The sequence below is a fragment of the Tsuneonella sediminis genome, from assembly GCF_051912845.1.
Taxonomy (GTDB): domain Bacteria; phylum Pseudomonadota; class Alphaproteobacteria; order Sphingomonadales; family Sphingomonadaceae; genus Tsuneonella; species Tsuneonella sediminis.
The window spans coordinates 583,209-602,092 of record NZ_JBNCBU010000001.1 but is presented as its reverse complement, the minus strand read 5'-3'; the positions used below and the strand labels follow the sequence as shown (position 1 = coordinate 602,092).

Genomic DNA, 18,884 nt, shown 5'->3' with positions numbered 1-18,884 from the left:
ACCTTCTTCTGCCTCTGCGACTCGGCCCCCAGGCAAGGGACTCGGGTGGTGCGATCGAGGCTATGGGGACCATGCGAAATCCTACTTGTCTAGGAAAAATCCTACGAGTAGGAAGGAAAAATGGTAAACCCGCCTGATGATCCCTTCCGATTGCGCTTGCTTGACCTCGCGCAGCAGCGCGGCGTCAGTCTTGCCGGGCTGTCGGAGATGATCGGACGCAATTCCAGCTACTTGCAGCAGTTCATTCGCAAGGGTTCACCGCGCAAGCTGGAGGAGGGTGACCGCCGCACGCTCGCGCAGTTCTTCGGCGTGGCCGAATCGGAGCTGGGCGGCGTCGAGGAAATTTCCCTGCCCACGGCGAACTCCCGCGGTGAGTGGATCGAGATTCCCCGTCTGCCGCTGGGGGCGGCAGCGGGACCCGGCGCGCTTGCCGCCGACGAGCGGGCGTTCGATTCGTTTCGCTTCAGCCGCCGCTGGTTGCGCGAGCAGGGCCTCGGCGGCGCGGAGCTGTCCGCGATCCGCGTCGAGGGCGATTCGATGGAGCCGCTTCTCCACGACGGCGACGAAATCCTCGTCGATCGCGCCCAGCGGACCTTGCGCGACGGCATCCACGTCGTCCGTCTGGGCGATGCGCTTATGGTCAAGCGGCTTGCGCCTGCCGGGCCGGGCCGCGCGACCCTGCTCAGCCAGAATTATGCCTATCCGCCGCTCGAGGTGGCGCTCGACGAGCTCGAGATCGTCGGCCGCGTGGTCTGGAAGAGCGGCCGGCTCTAGGTTCGCGAACGGCCAACCGGAAGGCGTTCGCCTGCTAGTAGCTACAAAGTTCGCGCCAGGATGGATGGATCGCGGGGTGTCGCCCGTTAGAGAGGTGAACACGCTTCGCTTCGGAGATCCATTTTGCGTCTTGTTACTGCATTCATCGTCGCTCTGCCCGCCATGCCAGCCCTAGCACAACAGAGCCCGGCCGAACCGGCCCGGGACAACGCCGCGCATGTCCAGTTTTCGACCGGGTTCGATTACGAACGCGGCGATTACGGCACCGGGACCGAGATCGAGAAGGAAAGCGTTCCGCTGTCGCTCGTCGTCGCAAAGGGCAGGGTGCGGGCCAGCGCACAGACCTCGCTGGTGCGGCTGACCGCGCCTGCTAACGTGGTCGCGCCTTCGGGGCCGCTGGGATTGCCGATCCTTGTCGATCCGACCCGGCCCGACACCGTCGACACGCGCCAGGGTATGGGGGACCTCCACCTTTCGGCGGCCTACGACCTGCCGCTTGGCGGTGTCAGCGCCACGATCGGCACGGGGGTCAAGGTGCCCACCGCCTCGGTGGACAAGGGGCTGGGAACCGGCAAGGCCGACTATTCGGTCCGCGTGGATCTTGCCAAGCCGCTGGGCAGCGTCACCCCGTTTGCCGGCGTCGCCTACACGGTGACGGGTGACCCGGACGGTTTCGACCTCAGGAACTCGCTCTCGGCCCAGGCCGGTGCGTCGCTGCGCCTGGCCGGGTCGACCTCGGCCCACCTCGGATATGCGATCGCGCAAAGCCAGGTTGCAGGGGGCGAGGACGACCAGCGGATCGTCGGCGGCCTGAACACCGGCGTGGGCAAGAACCTGTCGCTGGGATTCTACGGGTCGGGCGGGCTGACCGACGGGGCTTCCGATTTCGGAGGCGGGGTAACGCTGGGCATCCGGCTCGGGCGCTGACGGGACGGCGGCGCCGCCGGGCCCGCCAGCGCTTGCAATCGGAGCGGTTAGGGGTCACCTCGGCGCGATGCAGCCGGACAAGCCTTTGCCCCCCATGCGGGCCGCGATCATCCCCGTGACCCCGCTCCAGCAGAACTGCTCGCTGATCTGGTGCACCCGGACGATGATGGGCGCGCTCGTCGATCCCGGCGGCGACCTCGACCGGCTCAAGGCGGGGGTGGCGAAGGCCGGGGTGACGCTCGAGAAGATCCTCGTCACCCACGGCCACCTCGATCACTGCGGACAGGCCGGGATGCTGGCCAAGGAACTCGGCCTCAGGATCGAGGGGCCGCACGAGGCCGACCGGTTCTGGATCAGCCGGCTCGACGAGGACGGCGGCAAGTACGGGATGCACGCCGAGGTGTTCGAGCCCGACCGCTGGCTCGAGGATGGCGACACCGTGACCGTCGGCGAACTGACGCTTGAGGTGATCCATTGCCCCGGCCACACGCCCGGCCACGTCGTGTTCTTCCACCGGCCGAGCCGGTTCGCGATCGTCGGCGATGTCCTGTTCCAAGGCTCGATCGGGCGCACCGACTTTCCGATGGGCAACCACCAGGACCTGATCGACGCGATCACCGGCAAGCTCTGGCCGCTGGGCAACGACGTGACCTTCATCCCCGGCCACGGACCCACAAGCACCTTCGGGCGGGAGCGGCAGACCAACGCCTTCGTGAGCGATTATGCGCTGAGTTGACGCTCAATAAGATTTGCGAGCAGATGGCTAGGAAAAATCCGGTCGCTTCTACTTCGTGTCGTTGTCTCCATGGAGCGACAGAACGGCGGAGCGGACAAAGGCATCCCAGTTTATCAATTTCGTAGCCAAGCTTGTCGATGGCTCATGCCCGGTGACGAAAAAGGCGAACCGAGTAATTATATCGTTTTCTTCGTCAACAAAACTCCTTCCGTGTATGTCATTTTTATTAAATTCGTTTGCGATACGTAAAGAATCCGCCCGATTTTTGCCCTTTGGCTTTTGCAGATTAACTATGATCGACAAGGTTCGGCAATTACTCAGCGTCTTTTTGTCTTCGCAATTTTGCAACTGCGCATTCGCCGGAATTCCGTTGGGCAAAATGATCTCGTAGCTGCCATCGTCAAGCTTTTTCGTCTCAGGCGCGGGGCGGATCAAACTTATTGCCTTCAAGAACTGGTCTTCGGTTATCGACTTGAGCGGAGCAGTCGGCGACTGAGATAGCGCCTGTACTGGAGCGATTGATAGGCAAAGTGCAATGGTCGCTTTTAGCGCTAATCGTTTACTGCACGACATAAGCCATTCCTCTCTAACAGCGAGAGCGACCCGTGTCCCCGGCCTGAAATTCCCTGCTTTCGGCCCGAATTCAACTCCTAAGTCCTGCCGAGAGCTATCAGAACCGCCACGACCGCCAGCCCCAGTTGCGTCAGCATCGTGATGATCGTGCCGACCGACCGGCCGCGGCCGAGCGCGCCGCCGTCCATTCCGAACCCGTGCGCCACGCGGCCGAGCATGTAGATCGCTGCCACCCAGGCGAGCCACGGCGCGCCCTTGCCGGAAATCTCGATGGCGGCGATCAGGATGAGCACGAACGCGGTGTTCTCGACGAAGTTGAGCTGGGCGCGCATCCGCGCGGTCAGCGGACCGCCGGCGTCGTCGCCGATCGAGACCTTGTGCTGGATTCGCATCCGGCCGACGCGCATCGCCAGCCAGATGTTGATGATAGCGGCCGCGGCGGCCGAGGTAAGCGTAACCGGAAGGATCATTTCGCCCCCATTCCCCTGCGAAAGCACGCCTCGCTCGCTAGCACAGCGGGGCGCGCTTGCAACGGGCGCAATATGCGCTATAGGGCGCGCCTTCCCGTCACTGCCGGGTCCCGTTCGCCGCTTTCCGGCTCGCCAGACGTTGTCCGGCGGGTTGTGCGCCGCAGGGGACTGGCCTAGGGCGGACCGCAACAGCTTTGATATTCATACGGAACAGGTGCCAAGATGGCCGTCCCAAAAAGAAAAGTTTCGCCCAGCCGCCGGGGCATGCGCCGGTCGCACGATTCGCTGAAGGTCGAGGCATTCCACGAATGCTCGAACTGCGGCGAGCTCAAGCGTCCGCACAACCTCTGCTCGCACTGCGGGCACTACAACGGCCGCGAAGTCGTCGCCGTCGGCCTCTGACGGCCGGCCTAGGGTAGTCGCGTCATGAGCCTCCCGCGTATCGCCGTCGACGCGATGGGGGGTGACGAGGGCGTGCAGACGATGATCTCCGGCGCGGCGCTCGCCCGCCGGAGGCACGACAAGTTCAAGTTCCTGCTCGTGGGCGACGAGACGCGGATCAAGTCCGCGCTCGACGCGCACCCGCAGATGCGCGGTGCGTCCGAGATCCTCCACTGCGACGGTGTCGTGGCGGGAGACGAGAAGCCGACTCAGGCTCTGCGACGCGCCAAGACCACCAGCATGGGTCTTGCCGTCAACGCGGTGAAATCGGGCGCCGCCGGCGCCGCAGTCAGCGCGGGCAACACCGGTGCGCTGATGGCGATGAGCAAGCTGGCGCTGCGCACGATGCCGGGCATCGACCGCCCGGCGCTCGCGGCGTTGCTGCCCAGCCTCGGCGACAACGATGTCATCATGCTTGACCTCGGCGCCAATACCGAGTGCGATGCGAGGAACCTCGTCCAGTTCGCCGTGATGGGCGCAGCCTATTCGCGCATCGTGACGGGCCGCGAGGAGCCGCGCGTGCGGCTGCTCAACATCGGTACCGAGGAGATCAAGGGCACCGACCAGCTTCAGGCGGCCGCCGGGCGCCTGCGCGCTGCCAAGGGCCTGGCGTTGAGTTTCGACGGCTTCATCGAGGCCGACAAGATCAACCGCGGCTCGTGCGACGTGGTCGTGACCGACGGATTTTCGGGCAACATCGCGCTGAAGGCGATCGAGGGCGCGGCGCGCTTCGTCACCGACCTGCTGCGCAACGCCTTCACCAGCTCGCTGCGATCGAAGATCGGTTTTCTCGTCAGCCGCCCGGCGACCGAACTGCTCAGGCACCATCTCGATCCGAACAACCACAACGGCGCGGTCTTTCTCGGCCTCAACGGCGTGGTGGTGAAGAGCCACGGCAGCGCCAATGCAGCAGGGGTCGCCAACGCGGTCGCGGTTGCCGCGCGGCTGCTCGAGGACGACCTCACGCACCGCATCGCTGACGACCTCGCTGCGCTCGGCGAGACGCGCCTGCGCTCGAACGGCGACCAGGGCCGGGCGGCATGATCCGTTCGGTCGTGCGCGGAAGCGGATCGGCGCTGCCCCGGCGCAGCGTCGGCAACGCCGAAATGGCGACGATGGTCGACACCACCGACGAATGGATCGTCGAGCGGACCGGCATCCGCAACCGCTACCTTGCGGCCGAAGACGAAACGACCGCCACGCTGGCCGCCGAAGCTGCCCGCAGGGCGCTCGAGGCGGCCGGGATCGGACCGGCCGATATCGGCCTCATCGTCCTTGCGACCGCGACCCCTGACCAGACCTTTCCCGCCACCGCCACGAAAGTGCAGGACCTTCTCGGCTGCCACGGCGGGATCGCGTTCGACGTCGCAGCGGTCTGTTCCGGCTTTCTCTACGCGCTCGCGACAGCCGATTCGATGCTGCGCGCCGGGATGGCTCCTCGGGCCCTCGTGATCGGCGCGGAGACCTTCAGCCGGATCCTCGACTGGGAGGACCGCACTACCTGCGTGCTGTTCGGAGACGGCGCGGGCGCCATCGTGCTCGAGGCGCAGGACGTGGCCGAGGACGGACCGGGCGTCATCTTCACCCAGCTCCACGCCGACGGCGCGCACAACGAGCTGCTCTACGTCGACGGCGGGCCGTCGACCACCGGCACCGTCGGCAAGCTGCGGATGAAGGGCAAGGAAGTGTTCCGCCACGCGGTCACCAACCTTGCCAGCGTGCTGGAGACAGTGCTCGGCGAGACCGGCTTTTCCGCCGAGGATATCGACTGGGTGGTGCCGCACCAGGCCAACGCCCGAATCCTCGATGCGACCGCGCGCAAGCTGGGGCTTCCTGCAGAAAAGGTCGTCGTCACGGTCGACCGGCACGCCAACACTTCGGCAGCGTCGGTCCCGCTCGCGTTCGACACGGCGGTCAGGGATGGCCGGATAAAGCCCGGCGACCTCGTGATGTTCGAGGCGATGGGTGGCGGGTTCACCTGGGGTGCCAGCCTCGTGCGGATGTAACCGCCGCCGAGGGTTTAAATTGGTCCCGCGCATTGCAGGTTCGGTCCTAATCCGTTAGAACAAAGCGAAATTCGGGTCGCACCGCCAAAACGGGAGGACGCCGGCATGATGCGTTCGGTGGGTACGCTGACTCGGGCAGATCTCGCAGATACGATCAACCGCAAACTCGGCTTCAGCCGCGCGGAATCGCTCGAGCTCGTGGAATCGATTCTTCGCCACATGTGCGAGGCGATGTCCCGGGGCGAAAACGTCAAGATCTCGGGTTTCGGCACCTTCGTGCTGCGCGACAAGAAGGAACGGATCGGCCGCAACCCCAAGACCGGTATCGAGGTGCCGATCACCCCGCGGCGGGTGATGACCTTCCGCGCAAGCCAGCTGCTCAAGGAGCGGGTGGCGAACGGATAGGGATGGCCCGATGACCTCCGGCTTCGACGACGGCAAGGATGAAGGCGCACTGCGCACGATCGGTGAGGTCGGCGAAGCCCTTGGCATCAAGGCCCACGTGCTGCGCTACTGGGAAGGCCAGTTCCCGCAGCTTCGACCGATGAAGCGCAGCGGGGGACGACGGTATTACCGGCCCGAGGACGTGGCGCTGGTGAAAGAGATCGACAAGCTGGTGAACCGCGAGGGCTATACCTTGCGCGGTGCGAAGGCTGCCCTTGCGGCCAATCCCGGGCCGGATGCCACCAACGCGACAGCTTCATCGACCGCCGACCGGGCCTCAGTGCCGGCCGAAGGGATTCGCTCCGATGCCCTCGACCGCCTTCGCGCCATCCGGCGCACCCTTGCGGACGCGCTGGAGACCTGACGCTTCAGGTCCGCTCTGGCTGTCCCCTGTCCCTATGCTGGCGGCTTGTTCGCGGGACCAGCATACCCACCCTCCGGCGGTAATCCTCGTAACTGGCGCCAAACAGCGCGACGAGGTCGCGTTCCTCGTACCGGATGGCGATCAAGATGTATGCGGTCATCCCGGCCGCCAGAAGCAAGTGGCCCGCGCTCATCACCGGGGTCGCCCAGAAGGCGATCAGGAACCCGGTATAAAGGGGGTGGCGAACGAACCGATAGAACAGCGGTTCGCGCAATTCCGGGGCCTGAGGAGACTTGCGGCAGACATGCAGCCAGCTTTGCTGCAGACCGAAAAGCTCGAAATGGTTGATGAGAAAGGTGCTCGTCAGAACGACCAACCAGCCCAATCCGAAGAGTGCCCACAGCAGTGCCGATCCGACCGGGTCGTCGACCGACCAGACGACCGCGTTGATCGGCCGCCAGAACGTGAAGAGCGCGATCAGAACTAGACTGGCGGTGAGAACATAAGCGCTTCGTTCGGCATGTCTGGGCACAATGCACGTCCACAACCGCTTGAACCCCGGGCGCGCCATGACGCTGTGCTGCAGCCCGAACAGTGCGATAAGCGCGGCGTTGCCGGCTGCGGCGGCCAGGGGGACGGTGTCGGGACCGCGATCGACAGTTACCGGTACCCATGGCAGGTTCCCGGTAAAGGCGATCAGGTAAAGGAAGGTCGCGAAGAACACGGCATAGGCCGTCGCGGCGAACAAAAGGCTGATGAATGCGGTCATCGCTTGTCTCCTCCGTCTTGGCTGACTTATCTGCCTCGCGCCCCGGTGTCGGCAATGACTGGAGGTCCTGAAACATTGATCGAAACGCCGGACACGTTTAACTTGCGCCTGCAATGAACAGCTCGATCGCCCCGGTACCGGACCGGCCGGATGGGACAGGGAGGAGGGTCGTCGCCAGGGCCCTCGCGGTGATCGGCGAACGATACAGCGATCCGATCGACATCGAGATGCTGGCACGGGAAGCGGGTGTCTCGCGCAGTGTCCTCGCCCTTCGTTTCCAGCAGGCGTTCGGCTGCCCCCCGATGCGATATTGCTACCGCTACCGGCTCGACCGGGCGGCCGAAATATTGCGTTCGGAAGGGACGACCGCGGCCGAAACGGCGTTTCGGGTGGGCTTTGGAAGCGAGGCCGCGTTCAATCGCGCGTTCAAGCGTCACCACGGGGAGACGCCGATTGCCTGGCAGCGTGCGCGCCGAAGGATGGCAGCGGCCTACCCCCTGCCGCCGCAAACCATCGCTCATTGCCATGCGAACGACGGCACGCGGATCGCCTGGTCCCAGATGGGCGAGGGATTTCCCCTGATCAAGACGGCGAACTGGCTCAATCATCTCGAACTCGACTGGACAAGCCCGGTCTGGCGGCACTGGCTGGCTGCCCTGTCGAGCCGGCACCGGCTCATCCGCTATGACGAACGCGGCAACGGATTGTCCGACTGGGAGACACCCAGCTTCTCACTGGCGGCTTTCGTCGATGACTTCGAGGCAGTCGTCGACGCGGCGGGGCTCGAACGGTTCGACATCGTCGCGCTGTCGCAAGGGGCGGCCGTGGCCATTTCCTACGCCGTCCGGCACCCCCATCGGGTCAGGCGAATGGTTCTCGCCGGGGGCTATGCGCGCGGTTGGCGCCTGCGGCTGTCGGGAGAAGACTATGCTCGCCGGGAAGCCATGGTCACCCTCTCGCGGACGGGCTGGGGCACCAACAGCGCGGCATTTCGGCAAGTGTTCACCAGCCTGTACATTCCGGGCGGTACCGCAGAACAGTTCGGCTGGTGGAACGAACTCCAGCGTTTGACTACCTCGCCGCAGAACGCCGAACGTCTGCAGATGGCGCTCGGCCTGATCGACGTATCCGGACTGCTTTCCCGGGTGACGGTGCCGGTTCTGGTGGCACATTCGCTTCGGGACCAGGTCATTCCGTTCTCGGCTGGCGAGGATCTCGCCCGATGCATTCCGGGTGCCCGCTTCCTCCCGCTCGACAGCGACAACCATGTCCTGCTCGATCACGAACCTGCGTGGCCGGTTTTCCGCGATGCAGTCGACAGTTTCCTGGCCGGATAGAGGCTACTCCGCCGCAAGCAGCTCGGCTTCGCCGAGGTCGACGCTGACAAGGCGGCTGACGCCGCGTTCGACCATCGTCACGCCGAACAGGCGGTGCATGCGGCTCATGGTCACCGCGTTGTGGGTGACGATCAGGTAACGGGTGTCGGTTTCCGCGACCATCGAGTCGAGGAGATCGCAAAAGCGGTCGATGTTGGCATCATCGAGCGGTGCATCGACCTCGTCGAGGACGCAGATCGGCGCAGGATTGGTGAGGAACAGCGCAAAGATCAGCGCGGTCGCTGTCAGTGCCTGCTCGCCGCCGGACAGCAGGGTGAGCGACTGCAGCCGCTTGCCCGGCGGCTGGGCGAAAATCTCGAGCCCGGCCTCGAGCGGATCGTCGCTGTCGATCAGTGCGAGGTGGGCTTCGCCGCCCTCGAACAGGCGGGTGAACAGGCGGCGAAAATGCCGGTTCACTTCCTCGAACGCGGCGCGCAGGCGCTCGCGGCCTTCGCGATTGAGATTGCCGATGCTCCCGCGCAGGCGGGCGACTGCTTCGGCCAGCTCGGCCTGCTCGGCCGCGCTGCTGCCGTGCGCGGCCTCGATGCGCTCAAGTTCTTCCGCCGCGACGAGATTGACCGGCCCGATCCGTTCGCGGCTGGCCGCGAGACGCTCCATTTCCTCGCCTTCGAGCCCCGCGCTCTTCACCGTTTCGGCGTCGAACCCCGCGCGGCCGGCGAGCAGCGGGGGAGGGCACTGGAACCGTTCGCCCGATATGCGCGCCATTTCCTCGCGCCGCTGTTCCTCGTTTTCGGCGCGGGCCGAGAGCCCAGCACGCGCTTCGCGCGCCGAGGCAAGCGCTTCGGTCGCTTCGGCATGGCTGCGACCGGCGACCTCGGCGGCGGCCTGCGCGTCGGCCACGGCGGCTTCTGCTGCAGCGAGGCCGGCAGCGAGCCGGGCGCGCACTTCGTCGCCCCGCTCGATCTCGCGCAGCAGCCCCTCGGGTTTTGCCGCGACGACCGCGCGCTCCTCCTCGATCTCCTCGAACCGGCGGCTCATGTCGGACAGGCGCCGCGCCGCCTCGCCGGAGCGGGCCTGCCAGCTCGCCATGTCGGCGCGCTGCGCCGCTGTCCGCTCACGCGCGACCGCAAGCGCTTGCTCGTGCGCCGCGAGGTCCGCCGTCGCGGCCTGGAGAGCGGTTCGCGCCGCCTCGTTTCTGGAGCGTGCCGCCTCCAGCGTGGCCCTGCCGGTATCGGGCGCAGGCAGCGCGGCACGCTTTGCCTGTGCACTGGACAGCTCCCCCTCCGCGGCGGCGCGCTGTTCGGCGAGGTCCCGTTCGGCCGCCGCCAGTTCGGCCAGCCTTGCGGAATGGCGTTCGCGCGCCGCCTCGGCCTGGTCGAGCGACCTCAGCGAGGCCCGCTCGGCCTCGGCGGCCTCCTGCAAGTCCCGCTCGGCGGCGACCAGACGGCGCTGGAGCGTCGTGAGCTCGTCCAGCGCGCGGGCCTGCGCGGCTTCCGCCTCCTCCAGTGCTGCGCGCCGGGGGGGGATAAGGGTGTCCAGTTCGTCGAGCCGGTTTTCCGCTTCGAGCTGGGCCGCTTCGGCCGCGCCTTCGCCGCGCGCCACGAAACCGTCCCAGCGTCGCAGCGCGCCGCCCCTCGTGACCAGCCATTCGCCGGGACCGAGCGTCCGTCCGTCGTCGCTATCGCCAACGTGGACCAGCGCGAGCCGCGCGGCGAGCTGCGGCGGGCAATCGGTCACGTGATGGGCCAGCGCATCGGCCACCGGGACGGGCGGTTCCGAACCGGTCCAGTAACGCCCTTCGCCATCGCCCTGCGGACTGCCGAGCGGCGCCTTCGCGTCGCGTCCGAGCGCGGCAGCGAGCGCGCGTTCGTAACCCGGCGCGGCACGCACCCGGTCGAGCGCGGTGGGGACGCCGTGGCGGTCCGCAGCCTGCCGGGCCCGCGCTTGCCGATCGCGGTCGAGTGCCTGGCGTTCGCGTTCGAGCCCGGCGAGGTCGGCCCGGGCACCGGCGAGTGCGGACGCCGCCTCGTCGCGCGCTGCCTGAAGCGATTCCTTGCCCGCACGCATCGTTTCGAGCGCTTCGCGGGCAACGCTCACCGCGCCGGCAGCATCGAGGGCGGCCTGCCTTGCCTCGGCCACCGCCTCGTCCGGATCGCCGGTCTGCAAGAGGCCAGCGCGGGTTTCGTCGTGGCGGCGCGCTTCTCCGGCGAGGCGGGCGAGGCGCGCCTCGGCCTGGGCGACCTCGGCTTCGGCTACGCGCCATTCCGCCTCGACCCCTGCCTGGTCGGCGGTCGCCTTGGCGAGGGCGAGTTCGGCGGCTCGCCCGGCGCGCTCGGCTTCCTCGACTTTCGCTGCGAGTGAGGGGCGGCGCGCCTCGTCCGCCTCGAGCGCGGCTAACCCGGCGGCGAGTTCCCTCTCAAGCCTTGCGAGCGCCTCGGCGGCATCGCGGGTCAGGCGGTCGGCGTCCCCGCGGTCCTGCTCCAACCGTGCCTTCTGGCGGTCGAGATCGGCGAGCCGCTGTTCGGCGGCTTCGAGCTGGCTGGACAGAGCCGCCATCCTGTGGCCGTGGGCACTGGCATCGTCGCGTCGGTCGGCAAGCTCGTCGCGCGCTTCGGCGAGCGCTGCCGCCGCAGCCGCCTGCGCCTTCTGCGCCTCCGCCGACGCCGCCTGTGCCGCGGTAACCCGCGCGTCCGCTGCCCGGGCTTCGGCGCGTGCGGCTTCGGCCGCGGCTGCGGCGTCGCGCCAGCGCGCGAACAGCAATCGCGCCTCGGCGACGCGGATCTGATCGGACAAGGCCTTGTAGCGTTCGGCCTGCTTGGCCTGCCGCCGCAGCGATGCGATCTGGCTGTCGAGGCCGGCCATGAGGTCCTCGAGCCTTGCCAGGTTCGCTTCGGTCTGCCGCAGCTTGCCCTCAGCGTCGCGGCGGCGGACATGGAGACCGGCGATCCCGGCCGCTTCCTCGAGCATCATCCGCCGCTCTGTAGGCTTGGCGGCGATGACCTGCGCGATCTTGCCCTGGCTAACCAGCGCGGGAGAGTGCGCGCCGGTCGCCGCGTCGGCAAAGGTCAGAGCGACGTCCTTGGCTCGTACGTCGCGTCCGTTGACCCGGTACGCGCTGCCCGCTCCGCGCTCGATGCGGCGGACGACTTCGAGGTCCTTGCCGTCATCGTCTGCGCCGGTCAGGACGACTTCGGCGAAATCGCGCGGCGGGCGGCTGGCGGTCCCGGCGAAGATGACGTCATCCATCCCGCCGCTTCGCATCGACTTGGGCGAGTTCTCGCCCATCACCCAGCGGATTGCCTCGAGCAGGTTGGACTTGCCGCACCCGTTCGGTCCGACGACCCCGGTCAACCCCGGTTCGATGCGCAGTTCGGACGGCTCGACGAAGCTCTTGAACCCGGTGAGCTTGAGCCGCCTGATGAGCATCCGGCCGGTGTCCCCTTACGCCCGGGGACTACCTGGCGCCGGCGCGCTGGAGCATCGGTTCGAGCGAATCCCAGGACTGGGTGCCTACGTTCTTGCCGTTGATGAAGAACGTGGGCGTGCCCGCGACGTCGAGTTCCTGCGACTGGGTTTCGGATCGCTTGGCGATGGCCTCGACCGATTTCGAGTCGGAAAGGCAGACCCGCGCTTGATCTTCGCTTATGCCGCGGCTGGCGAAAAACGGCAGGAAGCCTGCCGCCCGCGCCACTGCGACGAAGCGCTGGTCCTCGGGAAGCGCCATCGCCGATTCGAGCTGCCCGCCGGCGGCCTGTGCGCCCGACATGATCGTGTCGAAGTTCATCCACACCTGTTCGGACAACGGGACCATCGCGTCCGGCGTCGAACACCGCACGAGCCGCGCCAGCACGAGGTCGAGCCCGTTGTGCACCTGGTTGCGCAGCTCGAAGCTGACCTTGCCGGTGTTGATGTACTTGTCTCGCAGCGGCTCGAACCCGGTCTGGGTAAAGTTGGCGCAGGCGCCGCAGGTCAGCGAACCGAATTCCATCAGCTTGATCGGCGCGTCGGGATTGCCGACCATGTAACCGCCGTCCTCGGTCACCGAAGCGACGTCGATCCATTCCTGGCCGTCCGGAGCCGGCGTGGCGGCAACGGTGGCGCCTTCGGCCACTTCGCCGTCGGCGGTCTCTTTCGATCCGCAGGAAGCGAGTGCCAGCGCGGCGACGAGGGTGAAAGAGGCGGTACGCAGCATGATCATCCTTTCGGGTGGTCGTCGAGGGTATACGAGGGCAGACGGACGGTGAAGCGCGTCCCGGGGCTTTCCACAGCTATGCCTCGTCGTGGGTCAGAGACGGGCGTCGAGCTGTGGTTGCAGCAGGCTCCAGGAATAGGTGCCGGCCAGCATCGTGCCGTCGATCGCGAAGCTCGGGGTGGCCTTGACGCCGAACTTCTCGTCGTCGGCCTTGGATTGCGCCGCGAGCCGCTTTGCCAGCGCCTCGTCGGCGAGGCACCGGTCGAGCGCCACCCGCTCGTACCCCCGGCCGGTCATTATGGTGTAGAATCCGAGGTCGCTTGCGATCGCCCGGCGCCGCGCCGCGCCGGGGCCGTTGTACCAGCGCGATTGCTGGCCTTCGGTCGCCTTCTCCGCGAGCGGCAGCCACTTGGGCTGGGCGAGGATCAGCGCCGCATGGTTGCGCGGAAACTTCGCCGCGGGACCGCAATTGGCGAGCATCGCGGCGGTCAGGTCGATGGGGTCGCGGACCACGTGGCGAATGTCGAGCTGGACCTTGCCGGTGGCGACATAGAGGTCGAGTGCGCCGGATGCCTCCCGGGCGAAGTGCCCGCAATGCGAGCATGTGTAGCTCACGAACTCGGTCAGTTTCACCTTCGCCTGCGGATTGCCGATCTTGTGGCCGCCCCCCGAGGTGTCGACGACGGTAAGCCAGTTGGGTGTCGCGGCAATCGCGGCCGTCGCTCCAAGCGCGGCGATAGCGGCGATGATCCTGCGGGCGAACTTCACGTGTTGTCCTCCTTGCTGCCGAGCGAACGGGCGAGCGATTCGAGCACCGCACGAAGCTCGGGGTCGCCGACATCGCGCAGGCTGTCGCCGAGTTCGAGCGGTATCGGTTTGAGCGAGGGCGGCGCCGCGGGCCGCGCTTCAGCACGGGGCGGCTGAACCGCGCCTTGCCGCAGCTTGACACGCTCAACCGCCTTGTACCCGAAGAAGCGGTTCACCCGCTCGATGATCTCTGGGATTACGTGCTGGATCAGCGGCGCATGCGCGGGCAGCACGACGAGTTGCAGGATGCCGTCTGCCTTCTCGCCGGGTGGGAAGCGGATCGCTTCGGGCGTGCAGACCCTGGCGTGCGCCTCGCCAACGATCTCGGGCCAGCGGGTGACGACGCTCGACTGGACGAAACCGAAGCGGCGGAAGGCCGTGCGTCCGACTTGCGGGGTCAGCTCGGCGATCGACTTCGCCGGTCCGCCGCGCGGCCGGGTGTACTGCTTCGCCTTGGGGAGTTTCGCGTCCCGTTCCATCGTCGCGGCGGCCATGCCATAGGCGCGCCATGAGCGCCAGCGAGGACAGCATACCCGGTCGCCTTCTGGGTTGGTACGACCGCAACGCGCGCGTCCTGCCGTGGCGCAGCCCGCCCGGGTCGCCGGCGCCGGAGCCTTACCGCGTCTGGCTCTCGGAGGTCATGCTGCAGCAGACCACGACCGCGGCGGTCGCGCCCTATTACGCGCGGTTTCTGGACCGCTGGCAAAACGTAGAGTCGCTGGCCGCAGCCAGCGATGCCGAGGTCATGGCCGCATGGGCGGGGCTGGGATACTATTCGCGCGCGAGAAACCTTCTCGCGGCGGCGCGGGCGGTGGCGGCGCGTGGCGGTTTTCCCGAGACGGAAGCCCAATTGCGCGAACTTCCCGGCGTCGGCGCCTACATCGCCGCCGCGGTGGCGGCGATCGCTTTCGGTGAGCGCGCGGTAGTCGTCGACGCGAACGTCGAACGCGTCGTGTCGCGCCTGTTCGCCATGTCCGAGTCCCTGTCAACCGCCCGCAAGGCGATCCGCGCGCGGACCGATTCGATCACTCCGGACGAGCGGGCGGGAGACTTCGCGCAGGCGATGATGGATCTGGGTGCGACGATCTGCACCACGCGATTGCCGCGCTGCGCTGCCTGCCCGTTGGCGACGAACTGCGCCGCGAAGGCGGAGGGCGATCCGGCGCGGTACCCGGTGAAGCCTGCCAAGAGGGTCAAGCCGCTTCGCAAGGGCACCGCGTTCTGGTTCGAGCGCGAAGGCTCGGTCTGGCTGGTCCGCCGCGCTGAAGCCGGAATGCTTGGGGGGATGCGCGCGCTGCCCGACGACGGTTGGTCGGCGCGCGCCGACGGCGCCGGACCGCCTGCGGGCGAATGGCGCGAAGCGGGTGTCGTTCGCCACGGCTTCACCCATTTCGACCTCGAACTGGCGGTGCTTGTGTCGAGCAGGGGAGTTCCGCCGGGCGATGGCGAATGGTGGCCGCTTGGGGAACTGGAAGCCGCGGGTCTCCCCACGCTTTTTGCCAAGGCGGCCGTGCGCGCCCGCGCCTAGAGAATCCCGCCGCCGAGCGAAAGGCGGACCACTGCGATCACGATCACCACCAGGCAAAAGTTCCGGCCGTGGTTCGATCGCGACAGCGCGCCCAGGCCGGCTCCAAGAATGGCGATCGGCAGCACGATCCAGTTGCCCCAACCGAGCAGCGGAATGGCGGACGGGATCGCGAGGACCAGGGCTACGAGACCGAGCAGGATCGAGAGGATGTTGAGCATGTGTCTTATATGCCTAGCACACCGAAGGGATGCAAGCGCGCGATGAAGTGCGATTGACCCGGGCGGGCCGATGCCGCACATCCCGAATTGAAACCGATTTTTCCCTTGGAGTGGTCGATGGCATTTCGTGATCTTGCAACGCCGCAGATGTCGCGGCGCGATCTCCTGGGGTCGAGCGCATGGCTTGGGGCAGGGATGGCGCTCGCCGGCCTGCCGCTGGGCGCCGCCGCCCATGCGGCCGCCTCGGCCCGCTGGCCCTCGGTCGCAAGGCTCGTCAATGACTACGTCTCGTCGCGCAAGGTCGCCACGATCGTCGCTGCGCTCGGCTGGGGGCAGCGCCCGCCCGAAGTGATCGCCGGAGGCACGCTTGCCTTGGGGGTGACCGCGCCCGCGGGGCCGGACAGCCTGTTCCGGGTCTATTCGATGACCAAGCCGATTACCGGCATGGCTGCGATGATGCTGATCGAGGATGGTCGCCTCGGGCTCGACCAGCCCATCGCCGAACTGTTGCCGGCGTTCGCCAGCATGACGGTGCAGAAAAGCTACGACGGGTCGCTTACCGAACTGGAGCCGGCGAAGACGCCGATCACGGTGCGCCACCTCCTCACGCATACCGCCGGCCTTGGCTACGGGATCATCCAGAAGGGCGCGATCCGGCAGGCCTACATGGATGCAGGACTCGGAGCGGGGCAGGCGACCAAGCTCAAGCTGCCGCAGTTCACCGGTGCGCCGAGCGCGCCGAGCCTGGCCGAGTTCGCCGACCGGCTTGCCCGCCTGCCGCTGGTGTACCAGCCGGGAACGCACTGGTCGTATTCGGTCAGCCTAGACCTGCTCGGCCGGGTGATCGAAGTGGCCAGCGGAATGCCGTTCGACGCCTTCCTCAAGGCACGGATGTTCGAGCCGGCGGGAATGACCAGCAGCTTCTTCAAGGTGCCGGCGAGCGAGACCGGACGACTGACGACGAACTATTTCCGCGTGGGCGAAACCCTGATGCCGATCGATCCTGGCGGCAACTCGATATTCGCGGAAGAACCGCCGTTTCCCATGGGCGGGTCGGGCCTGGTGATGTCGACCGCCGACTACGACCGGTTCCTGCGTATGCTGGTGGGTTACGGCCGGATAGACGGCAAGCGCGTCATGGGTGAGCTGGCGGTCAGGGTTGGCACGTCGAACCTGTTGCCCGAAGGGGTCGCGACGACAGGTACGTTCGCGGAAGGATCGGGGTTCGGGGCGGGCGGCCGCGTCGGCCTCGGCGACCAGGCGGGAACCTTCGGCTGGGGAGGGGCAGCGGGCACGGCCGCCTTCGCCGATCTGCGCCGGGGCCTCAGGGCCACGCTGATGACGCAGTACATGCCGGCGGACGCCTATGGGATGACCACCCAGTTCACCAGGGCGGTCCTGTCCGATCTCGGGGGTGCAAGCGGGCAAATGGCGGAGTGATCGCATTCGGCGGCTCCCCGCTGGAGCGCGCGGACTTCCTGCGCTGCGATCCCGATGCGCTTGCCGCCAGGATGGACTGGCGGGCGCGCCTGCTCAGGCTCGACGGGCTCCTGCCGACTTTCGATCCCGACAGCGGGGGGCTTGGCTGGGGAACGCTGGCCGAGGCCCCTGACGGGTGCGACCTCGTCTTTCTCGGTCTTCTTGATGACAGGGCCTGTTTCGCCGCCGTTCCAGAAAGCGGCGCCGAGGGCCCGGCCTATGCCCAGCCCCAGGTTTGGCAGGCGATGCAGGTCCTCTCGCCACAGGACCTGGCGATCTACGGCGGTGCGCGCAGCCTGGTCGACTGGCACGCGCGCCACCGGTTCTGTGCCCGGTGCGGCCAGCCCACGCGAATCGCCAAGGGCGGGTGGCAGCGGGACTGCGCCCATTGCGGTGCGGCGCACTTCCCGCGAACAGACCCCGTCACGATCATGCTCGTCGAGCATGACGACCGCCTCCTCCTCGGACGCCAGCCGCGCTTTCCCCCGCGAATGTTCTCAGCGCTCGCGGGTTTCGTCGAGCCGGGCGAGACGATCGAGGAAGCCGTTGCGCGAGAAGTACTGGAAGAAGCCGGCGTGCGGGTGCGCGATGTACGCTACCTCGCCAGCCAGCCGTGGCCCTTTCCAAGCCAGCTGATGATCGGCTGCCATGCGGTGGCCGAGAGCGACCAGATCACCCTCGACGTGACCGAGCTGGAAGACGCGCGCTGGTTCACGCGCGCCGAACTCGTCACGGCGCGCGATGCGGGTTCCGATGGTACCGAGGCGCTGATCTTTCCGCGTCCGGCCGCGATTGCCCATCACCTCGTCCAGTGGTGGCTCGATCGATGAGCGAGACGGTGACGATCGACATCTGGTCGGATGTGATGTGCCCGTGGTGCGTGATCGGTTTCAAGAACCTGGAGAAAGCGCTTGCGCAGCTCGAGGGGGAAGTTGTCGCCGATGTCCGCTGGCTGCCGTTCGAACTCAATCCCGACATGCCGCCCGAAGGCGAGGAAAGCACCGCGCACATCGCGCGCAAGTACGGCCGCACCCCGGAGCAGGCGCGGGCGGGGCGCACGATGATGGCGGACAGGGCGGCAGAGGCGGGTTTTCCGTTCGATTACACAGGCGAGGGCGAGCCGCCGCCGGCGATGCTGTGGAACACGTTCGACGCGCACAAGCTGCTGCGCTGGGTGCTGGACGCCGCGGGCCCGGAGACGCAGACGCAGCTGAAGCTGGCATTGTTCGCGGCGCATTTCCAGCAGCGCCGCAACGTGGGCAGTCGCGACGTCCTGCTCGCGATCGCCGAGGAACAGGGCCACGACCCCGCCGCTGCCGCCGCGGCACTCGATGACGAGCGGATCGCGGCCACGGTGCGCGCGGACGAACGGCTGGCGTGGGACAGCAACGTCACCGGCGTCCCGGCCATGGTGATCGACGGCAGGTTCTTGGTCCCCGGCGCGCAGGCGCCCGAGACCTATGCCGACGTCCTGCGCAAGGTCATCGCGCGCAGAGGCCGGGCCTAGCGGGAGGGGCTCGATCCGCCGCCGACCATGTGGTCGATTGCCTTCGGCCCTTTCCGGGCGTCCTCTTCCGGGTTGTCCGAACCCGTCGCAGTCTCGATCTCGTCGCCTTGCAGCTTGCCTTGCGCGGCCTTCTCGTCCGCGCGCGAGCCGACCCGGCGGTTGACCTCGCCGCCGGCGCTGCTGCCTTGCGCGCCGGGCGTGCTGTCTTGCCGCGCCTGGTCGATGACCTCGTTGTCGGGATGGCGTGACTGGCGTTCTGGCATGATCTGTCTCCTTCTCCCTGAGAACGGGGGGAGAGGGCGCGATGTTCCG

Annotated in this window: 22 protein-coding genes; 13 read left to right on the top strand and 9 right to left on the bottom strand. The window is 67.4% G+C overall.

What is annotated here, in order from left to right:
- Positions 1 to 120 precede the first annotated feature (120 nt).
- The 3 genes from ACPV3N_RS03030 to ACPV3N_RS03020 all read left to right on the top strand — a co-directional run bounded on the left by ACPV3N_RS03030 (position 121) and on the right by ACPV3N_RS03020 (position 2,437).
- Positions 121 to 774 (top strand): S24 family peptidase, encoded by a 654-nt coding sequence (locus ACPV3N_RS03030; RefSeq protein ID WP_440114454.1) that lies wholly within the window; start codon positions 121 to 123, stop codon positions 772 to 774.
- Between the two features lie 162 nt (positions 775 to 936).
- On the top strand, positions 937 to 1,701 hold the full coding sequence (locus tag ACPV3N_RS03025; RefSeq protein ID WP_440114451.1) for a transporter: 765 nt from the start codon (positions 937 to 939) through the stop codon (positions 1,699 to 1,701).
- Between the two features lie 94 nt (positions 1,702 to 1,795).
- On the top strand, positions 1,796 to 2,437 hold the full coding sequence (locus tag ACPV3N_RS03020; protein ID WP_440117417.1) for an MBL fold metallo-hydrolase: 642 nt from the start codon (positions 1,796 to 1,798) through the stop codon (positions 2,435 to 2,437).
- Positions 2,438 to 2,485: 48 nt separating this feature from the next.
- Here ACPV3N_RS03020 and ACPV3N_RS03015 read toward each other — a convergent pair whose 3' ends face one another.
- On the bottom strand, positions 2,486 to 3,010 hold the full coding sequence (locus ACPV3N_RS03015) for a YbjN domain-containing protein (RefSeq protein WP_440114449.1): 525 nt from the start codon (positions 3,008 to 3,010) through the stop codon (positions 2,486 to 2,488).
- A gap of 77 nt (positions 3,011 to 3,087) precedes the next feature.
- Positions 3,088 to 3,480: an MAPEG family protein gene (locus ACPV3N_RS03010; RefSeq protein WP_440114446.1), complete on the bottom strand. Its 393-nt coding sequence runs from the start codon at positions 3,478 to 3,480 to the stop codon at positions 3,088 to 3,090.
- 222 nt (positions 3,481 to 3,702) lie between these two features.
- Here ACPV3N_RS03010 and rpmF point away from each other — a divergent pair, with 222 nt between their 5' ends.
- The 5 genes from rpmF (at position 3,703) to ACPV3N_RS02985 (ending at position 6,735) form a co-directional block, all read left to right on the top strand.
- On the top strand, positions 3,703 to 3,882 hold the full coding sequence (gene rpmF / locus ACPV3N_RS03005) for a 50S ribosomal protein L32 (protein ID WP_057883014.1): 180 nt from the start codon (positions 3,703 to 3,705) through the stop codon (positions 3,880 to 3,882).
- A 24-nt stretch (positions 3,883 to 3,906) separates the two neighbouring features.
- The gene (gene plsX, locus ACPV3N_RS03000; protein WP_440114442.1) at positions 3,907 to 4,965 is read left to right on the top strand and encodes a phosphate acyltransferase PlsX; all 1,059 of its coding nucleotides are present in this window, start codon (positions 3,907 to 3,909) and stop codon (positions 4,963 to 4,965) included.
- The gene (locus tag ACPV3N_RS02995) at positions 4,962 to 5,927 is read left to right on the top strand and encodes a beta-ketoacyl-ACP synthase III (protein ID WP_440114439.1); all 966 of its coding nucleotides are present in this window, start codon (positions 4,962 to 4,964) and stop codon (positions 5,925 to 5,927) included. Before plsX ends, ACPV3N_RS02995 begins: the two co-directional genes overlap by 4 nt.
- Positions 5,928 to 6,032: 105 nt before the next feature.
- Positions 6,033 to 6,332, top strand: coding sequence for an integration host factor subunit alpha (locus ACPV3N_RS02990; RefSeq protein ID WP_440114437.1), 300 nt, complete (start codon positions 6,033 to 6,035; stop codon positions 6,330 to 6,332).
- A 10-nt stretch (positions 6,333 to 6,342) separates the two neighbouring features.
- Positions 6,343 to 6,735, top strand: coding sequence for a MerR family transcriptional regulator (locus ACPV3N_RS02985; RefSeq protein WP_440114434.1), 393 nt, complete (start codon positions 6,343 to 6,345; stop codon positions 6,733 to 6,735).
- 4 nt (positions 6,736 to 6,739) lie between these two features.
- Here ACPV3N_RS02985 and mddA read toward each other — a convergent pair whose 3' ends face one another.
- Positions 6,740 to 7,504 (bottom strand): methanethiol S-methyltransferase, encoded by a 765-nt coding sequence (mddA, locus tag ACPV3N_RS02980; protein WP_440114431.1) that lies wholly within the window; start codon positions 7,502 to 7,504, stop codon positions 6,740 to 6,742.
- 113 nt (positions 7,505 to 7,617) lie between these two features.
- Here mddA and ACPV3N_RS02975 point away from each other — a divergent pair, with 113 nt between their 5' ends.
- Positions 7,618 to 8,841 (top strand): alpha/beta fold hydrolase, encoded by a 1,224-nt coding sequence (locus ACPV3N_RS02975; protein ID WP_440114428.1) that lies wholly within the window; start codon positions 7,618 to 7,620, stop codon positions 8,839 to 8,841.
- 3 nt (positions 8,842 to 8,844) lie between these two features.
- Here the strand turns inward: ACPV3N_RS02975 and ACPV3N_RS02970 are convergent, their stop codons facing one another.
- The 4 genes from ACPV3N_RS02970 to ACPV3N_RS02955 all read right to left on the bottom strand — a co-directional run bounded on the left by ACPV3N_RS02970 (position 8,845) and on the right by ACPV3N_RS02955 (position 14,334).
- On the bottom strand, positions 8,845 to 12,267 hold the full coding sequence (locus ACPV3N_RS02970; protein WP_440114425.1) for a chromosome segregation SMC family protein: 3,423 nt from the start codon (positions 12,265 to 12,267) through the stop codon (positions 8,845 to 8,847).
- Between the two features lie 28 nt (positions 12,268 to 12,295).
- Positions 12,296 to 13,033, bottom strand: coding sequence for a thioredoxin domain-containing protein (locus ACPV3N_RS02965; RefSeq protein WP_440114423.1), 738 nt, complete (start codon positions 13,031 to 13,033; stop codon positions 12,296 to 12,298).
- A 93-nt stretch (positions 13,034 to 13,126) separates the two neighbouring features.
- Positions 13,127 to 13,801, bottom strand: coding sequence for a thioredoxin domain-containing protein (locus ACPV3N_RS02960; RefSeq protein ID WP_440114421.1), 675 nt, complete (start codon positions 13,799 to 13,801; stop codon positions 13,127 to 13,129).
- On the bottom strand, positions 13,798 to 14,334 hold the full coding sequence (locus tag ACPV3N_RS02955; protein WP_440114418.1) for a DUF721 domain-containing protein: 537 nt from the start codon (positions 14,332 to 14,334) through the stop codon (positions 13,798 to 13,800). Before ACPV3N_RS02955 ends, ACPV3N_RS02960 begins: the two co-directional genes overlap by 4 nt.
- Positions 14,335 to 14,348: 14 nt before the next feature.
- Here ACPV3N_RS02955 and ACPV3N_RS02950 point away from each other — a divergent pair, with 14 nt between their 5' ends.
- Complete coding sequence (locus tag ACPV3N_RS02950) at positions 14,349 to 15,368, top strand: A/G-specific adenine glycosylase (protein WP_440114416.1); 1,020 nt, start codon at positions 14,349 to 14,351, stop codon at positions 15,366 to 15,368.
- Here the strand turns inward: ACPV3N_RS02950 and ACPV3N_RS02945 are convergent.
- The gene (locus ACPV3N_RS02945; protein WP_440114414.1) at positions 15,365 to 15,586 is read right to left on the bottom strand and encodes a hypothetical protein; all 222 of its coding nucleotides are present in this window, start codon (positions 15,584 to 15,586) and stop codon (positions 15,365 to 15,367) included. The genes ACPV3N_RS02950 and ACPV3N_RS02945 overlap by 4 nt on opposite strands.
- Before the next feature lie 117 nt (positions 15,587 to 15,703).
- Between ACPV3N_RS02945 and ACPV3N_RS02940 the strand changes: the two genes are divergently transcribed.
- Genes ACPV3N_RS02940 through ACPV3N_RS02930 form a run of 3 tightly spaced genes read left to right on the top strand, consistent with a single transcriptional unit; the run spans position 15,704 to position 18,572 of the window.
- Complete coding sequence (locus ACPV3N_RS02940) at positions 15,704 to 17,026, top strand: serine hydrolase domain-containing protein (RefSeq protein ID WP_440114411.1); 1,323 nt, start codon at positions 15,704 to 15,706, stop codon at positions 17,024 to 17,026.
- The gene (gene nudC, locus ACPV3N_RS02935; RefSeq protein WP_440114408.1) at positions 17,023 to 17,895 is read left to right on the top strand and encodes an NAD(+) diphosphatase; all 873 of its coding nucleotides are present in this window, start codon (positions 17,023 to 17,025) and stop codon (positions 17,893 to 17,895) included. Before ACPV3N_RS02940 ends, nudC begins: the two co-directional genes overlap by 4 nt.
- Positions 17,892 to 18,572, top strand: coding sequence for a DsbA family oxidoreductase (locus ACPV3N_RS02930; protein WP_440114405.1), 681 nt, complete (start codon positions 17,892 to 17,894; stop codon positions 18,570 to 18,572). The genes nudC and ACPV3N_RS02930 overlap by 4 nt, the downstream gene beginning before the upstream one ends.
- Here ACPV3N_RS02930 and ACPV3N_RS02925 read toward each other — a convergent pair.
- Positions 18,569 to 18,835 carry a hypothetical protein gene (locus ACPV3N_RS02925; protein WP_440114402.1) on the bottom strand — a complete coding sequence of 89 codons (267 nt, stop codon included), beginning with the start codon at positions 18,833 to 18,835 and terminating at the stop codon, positions 18,569 to 18,571. The two genes, ACPV3N_RS02930 and ACPV3N_RS02925, sit on opposite strands and share 4 nt — an antisense overlap.
- Between the last annotated feature and the right edge of the window lie 49 nt (positions 18,836 to 18,884).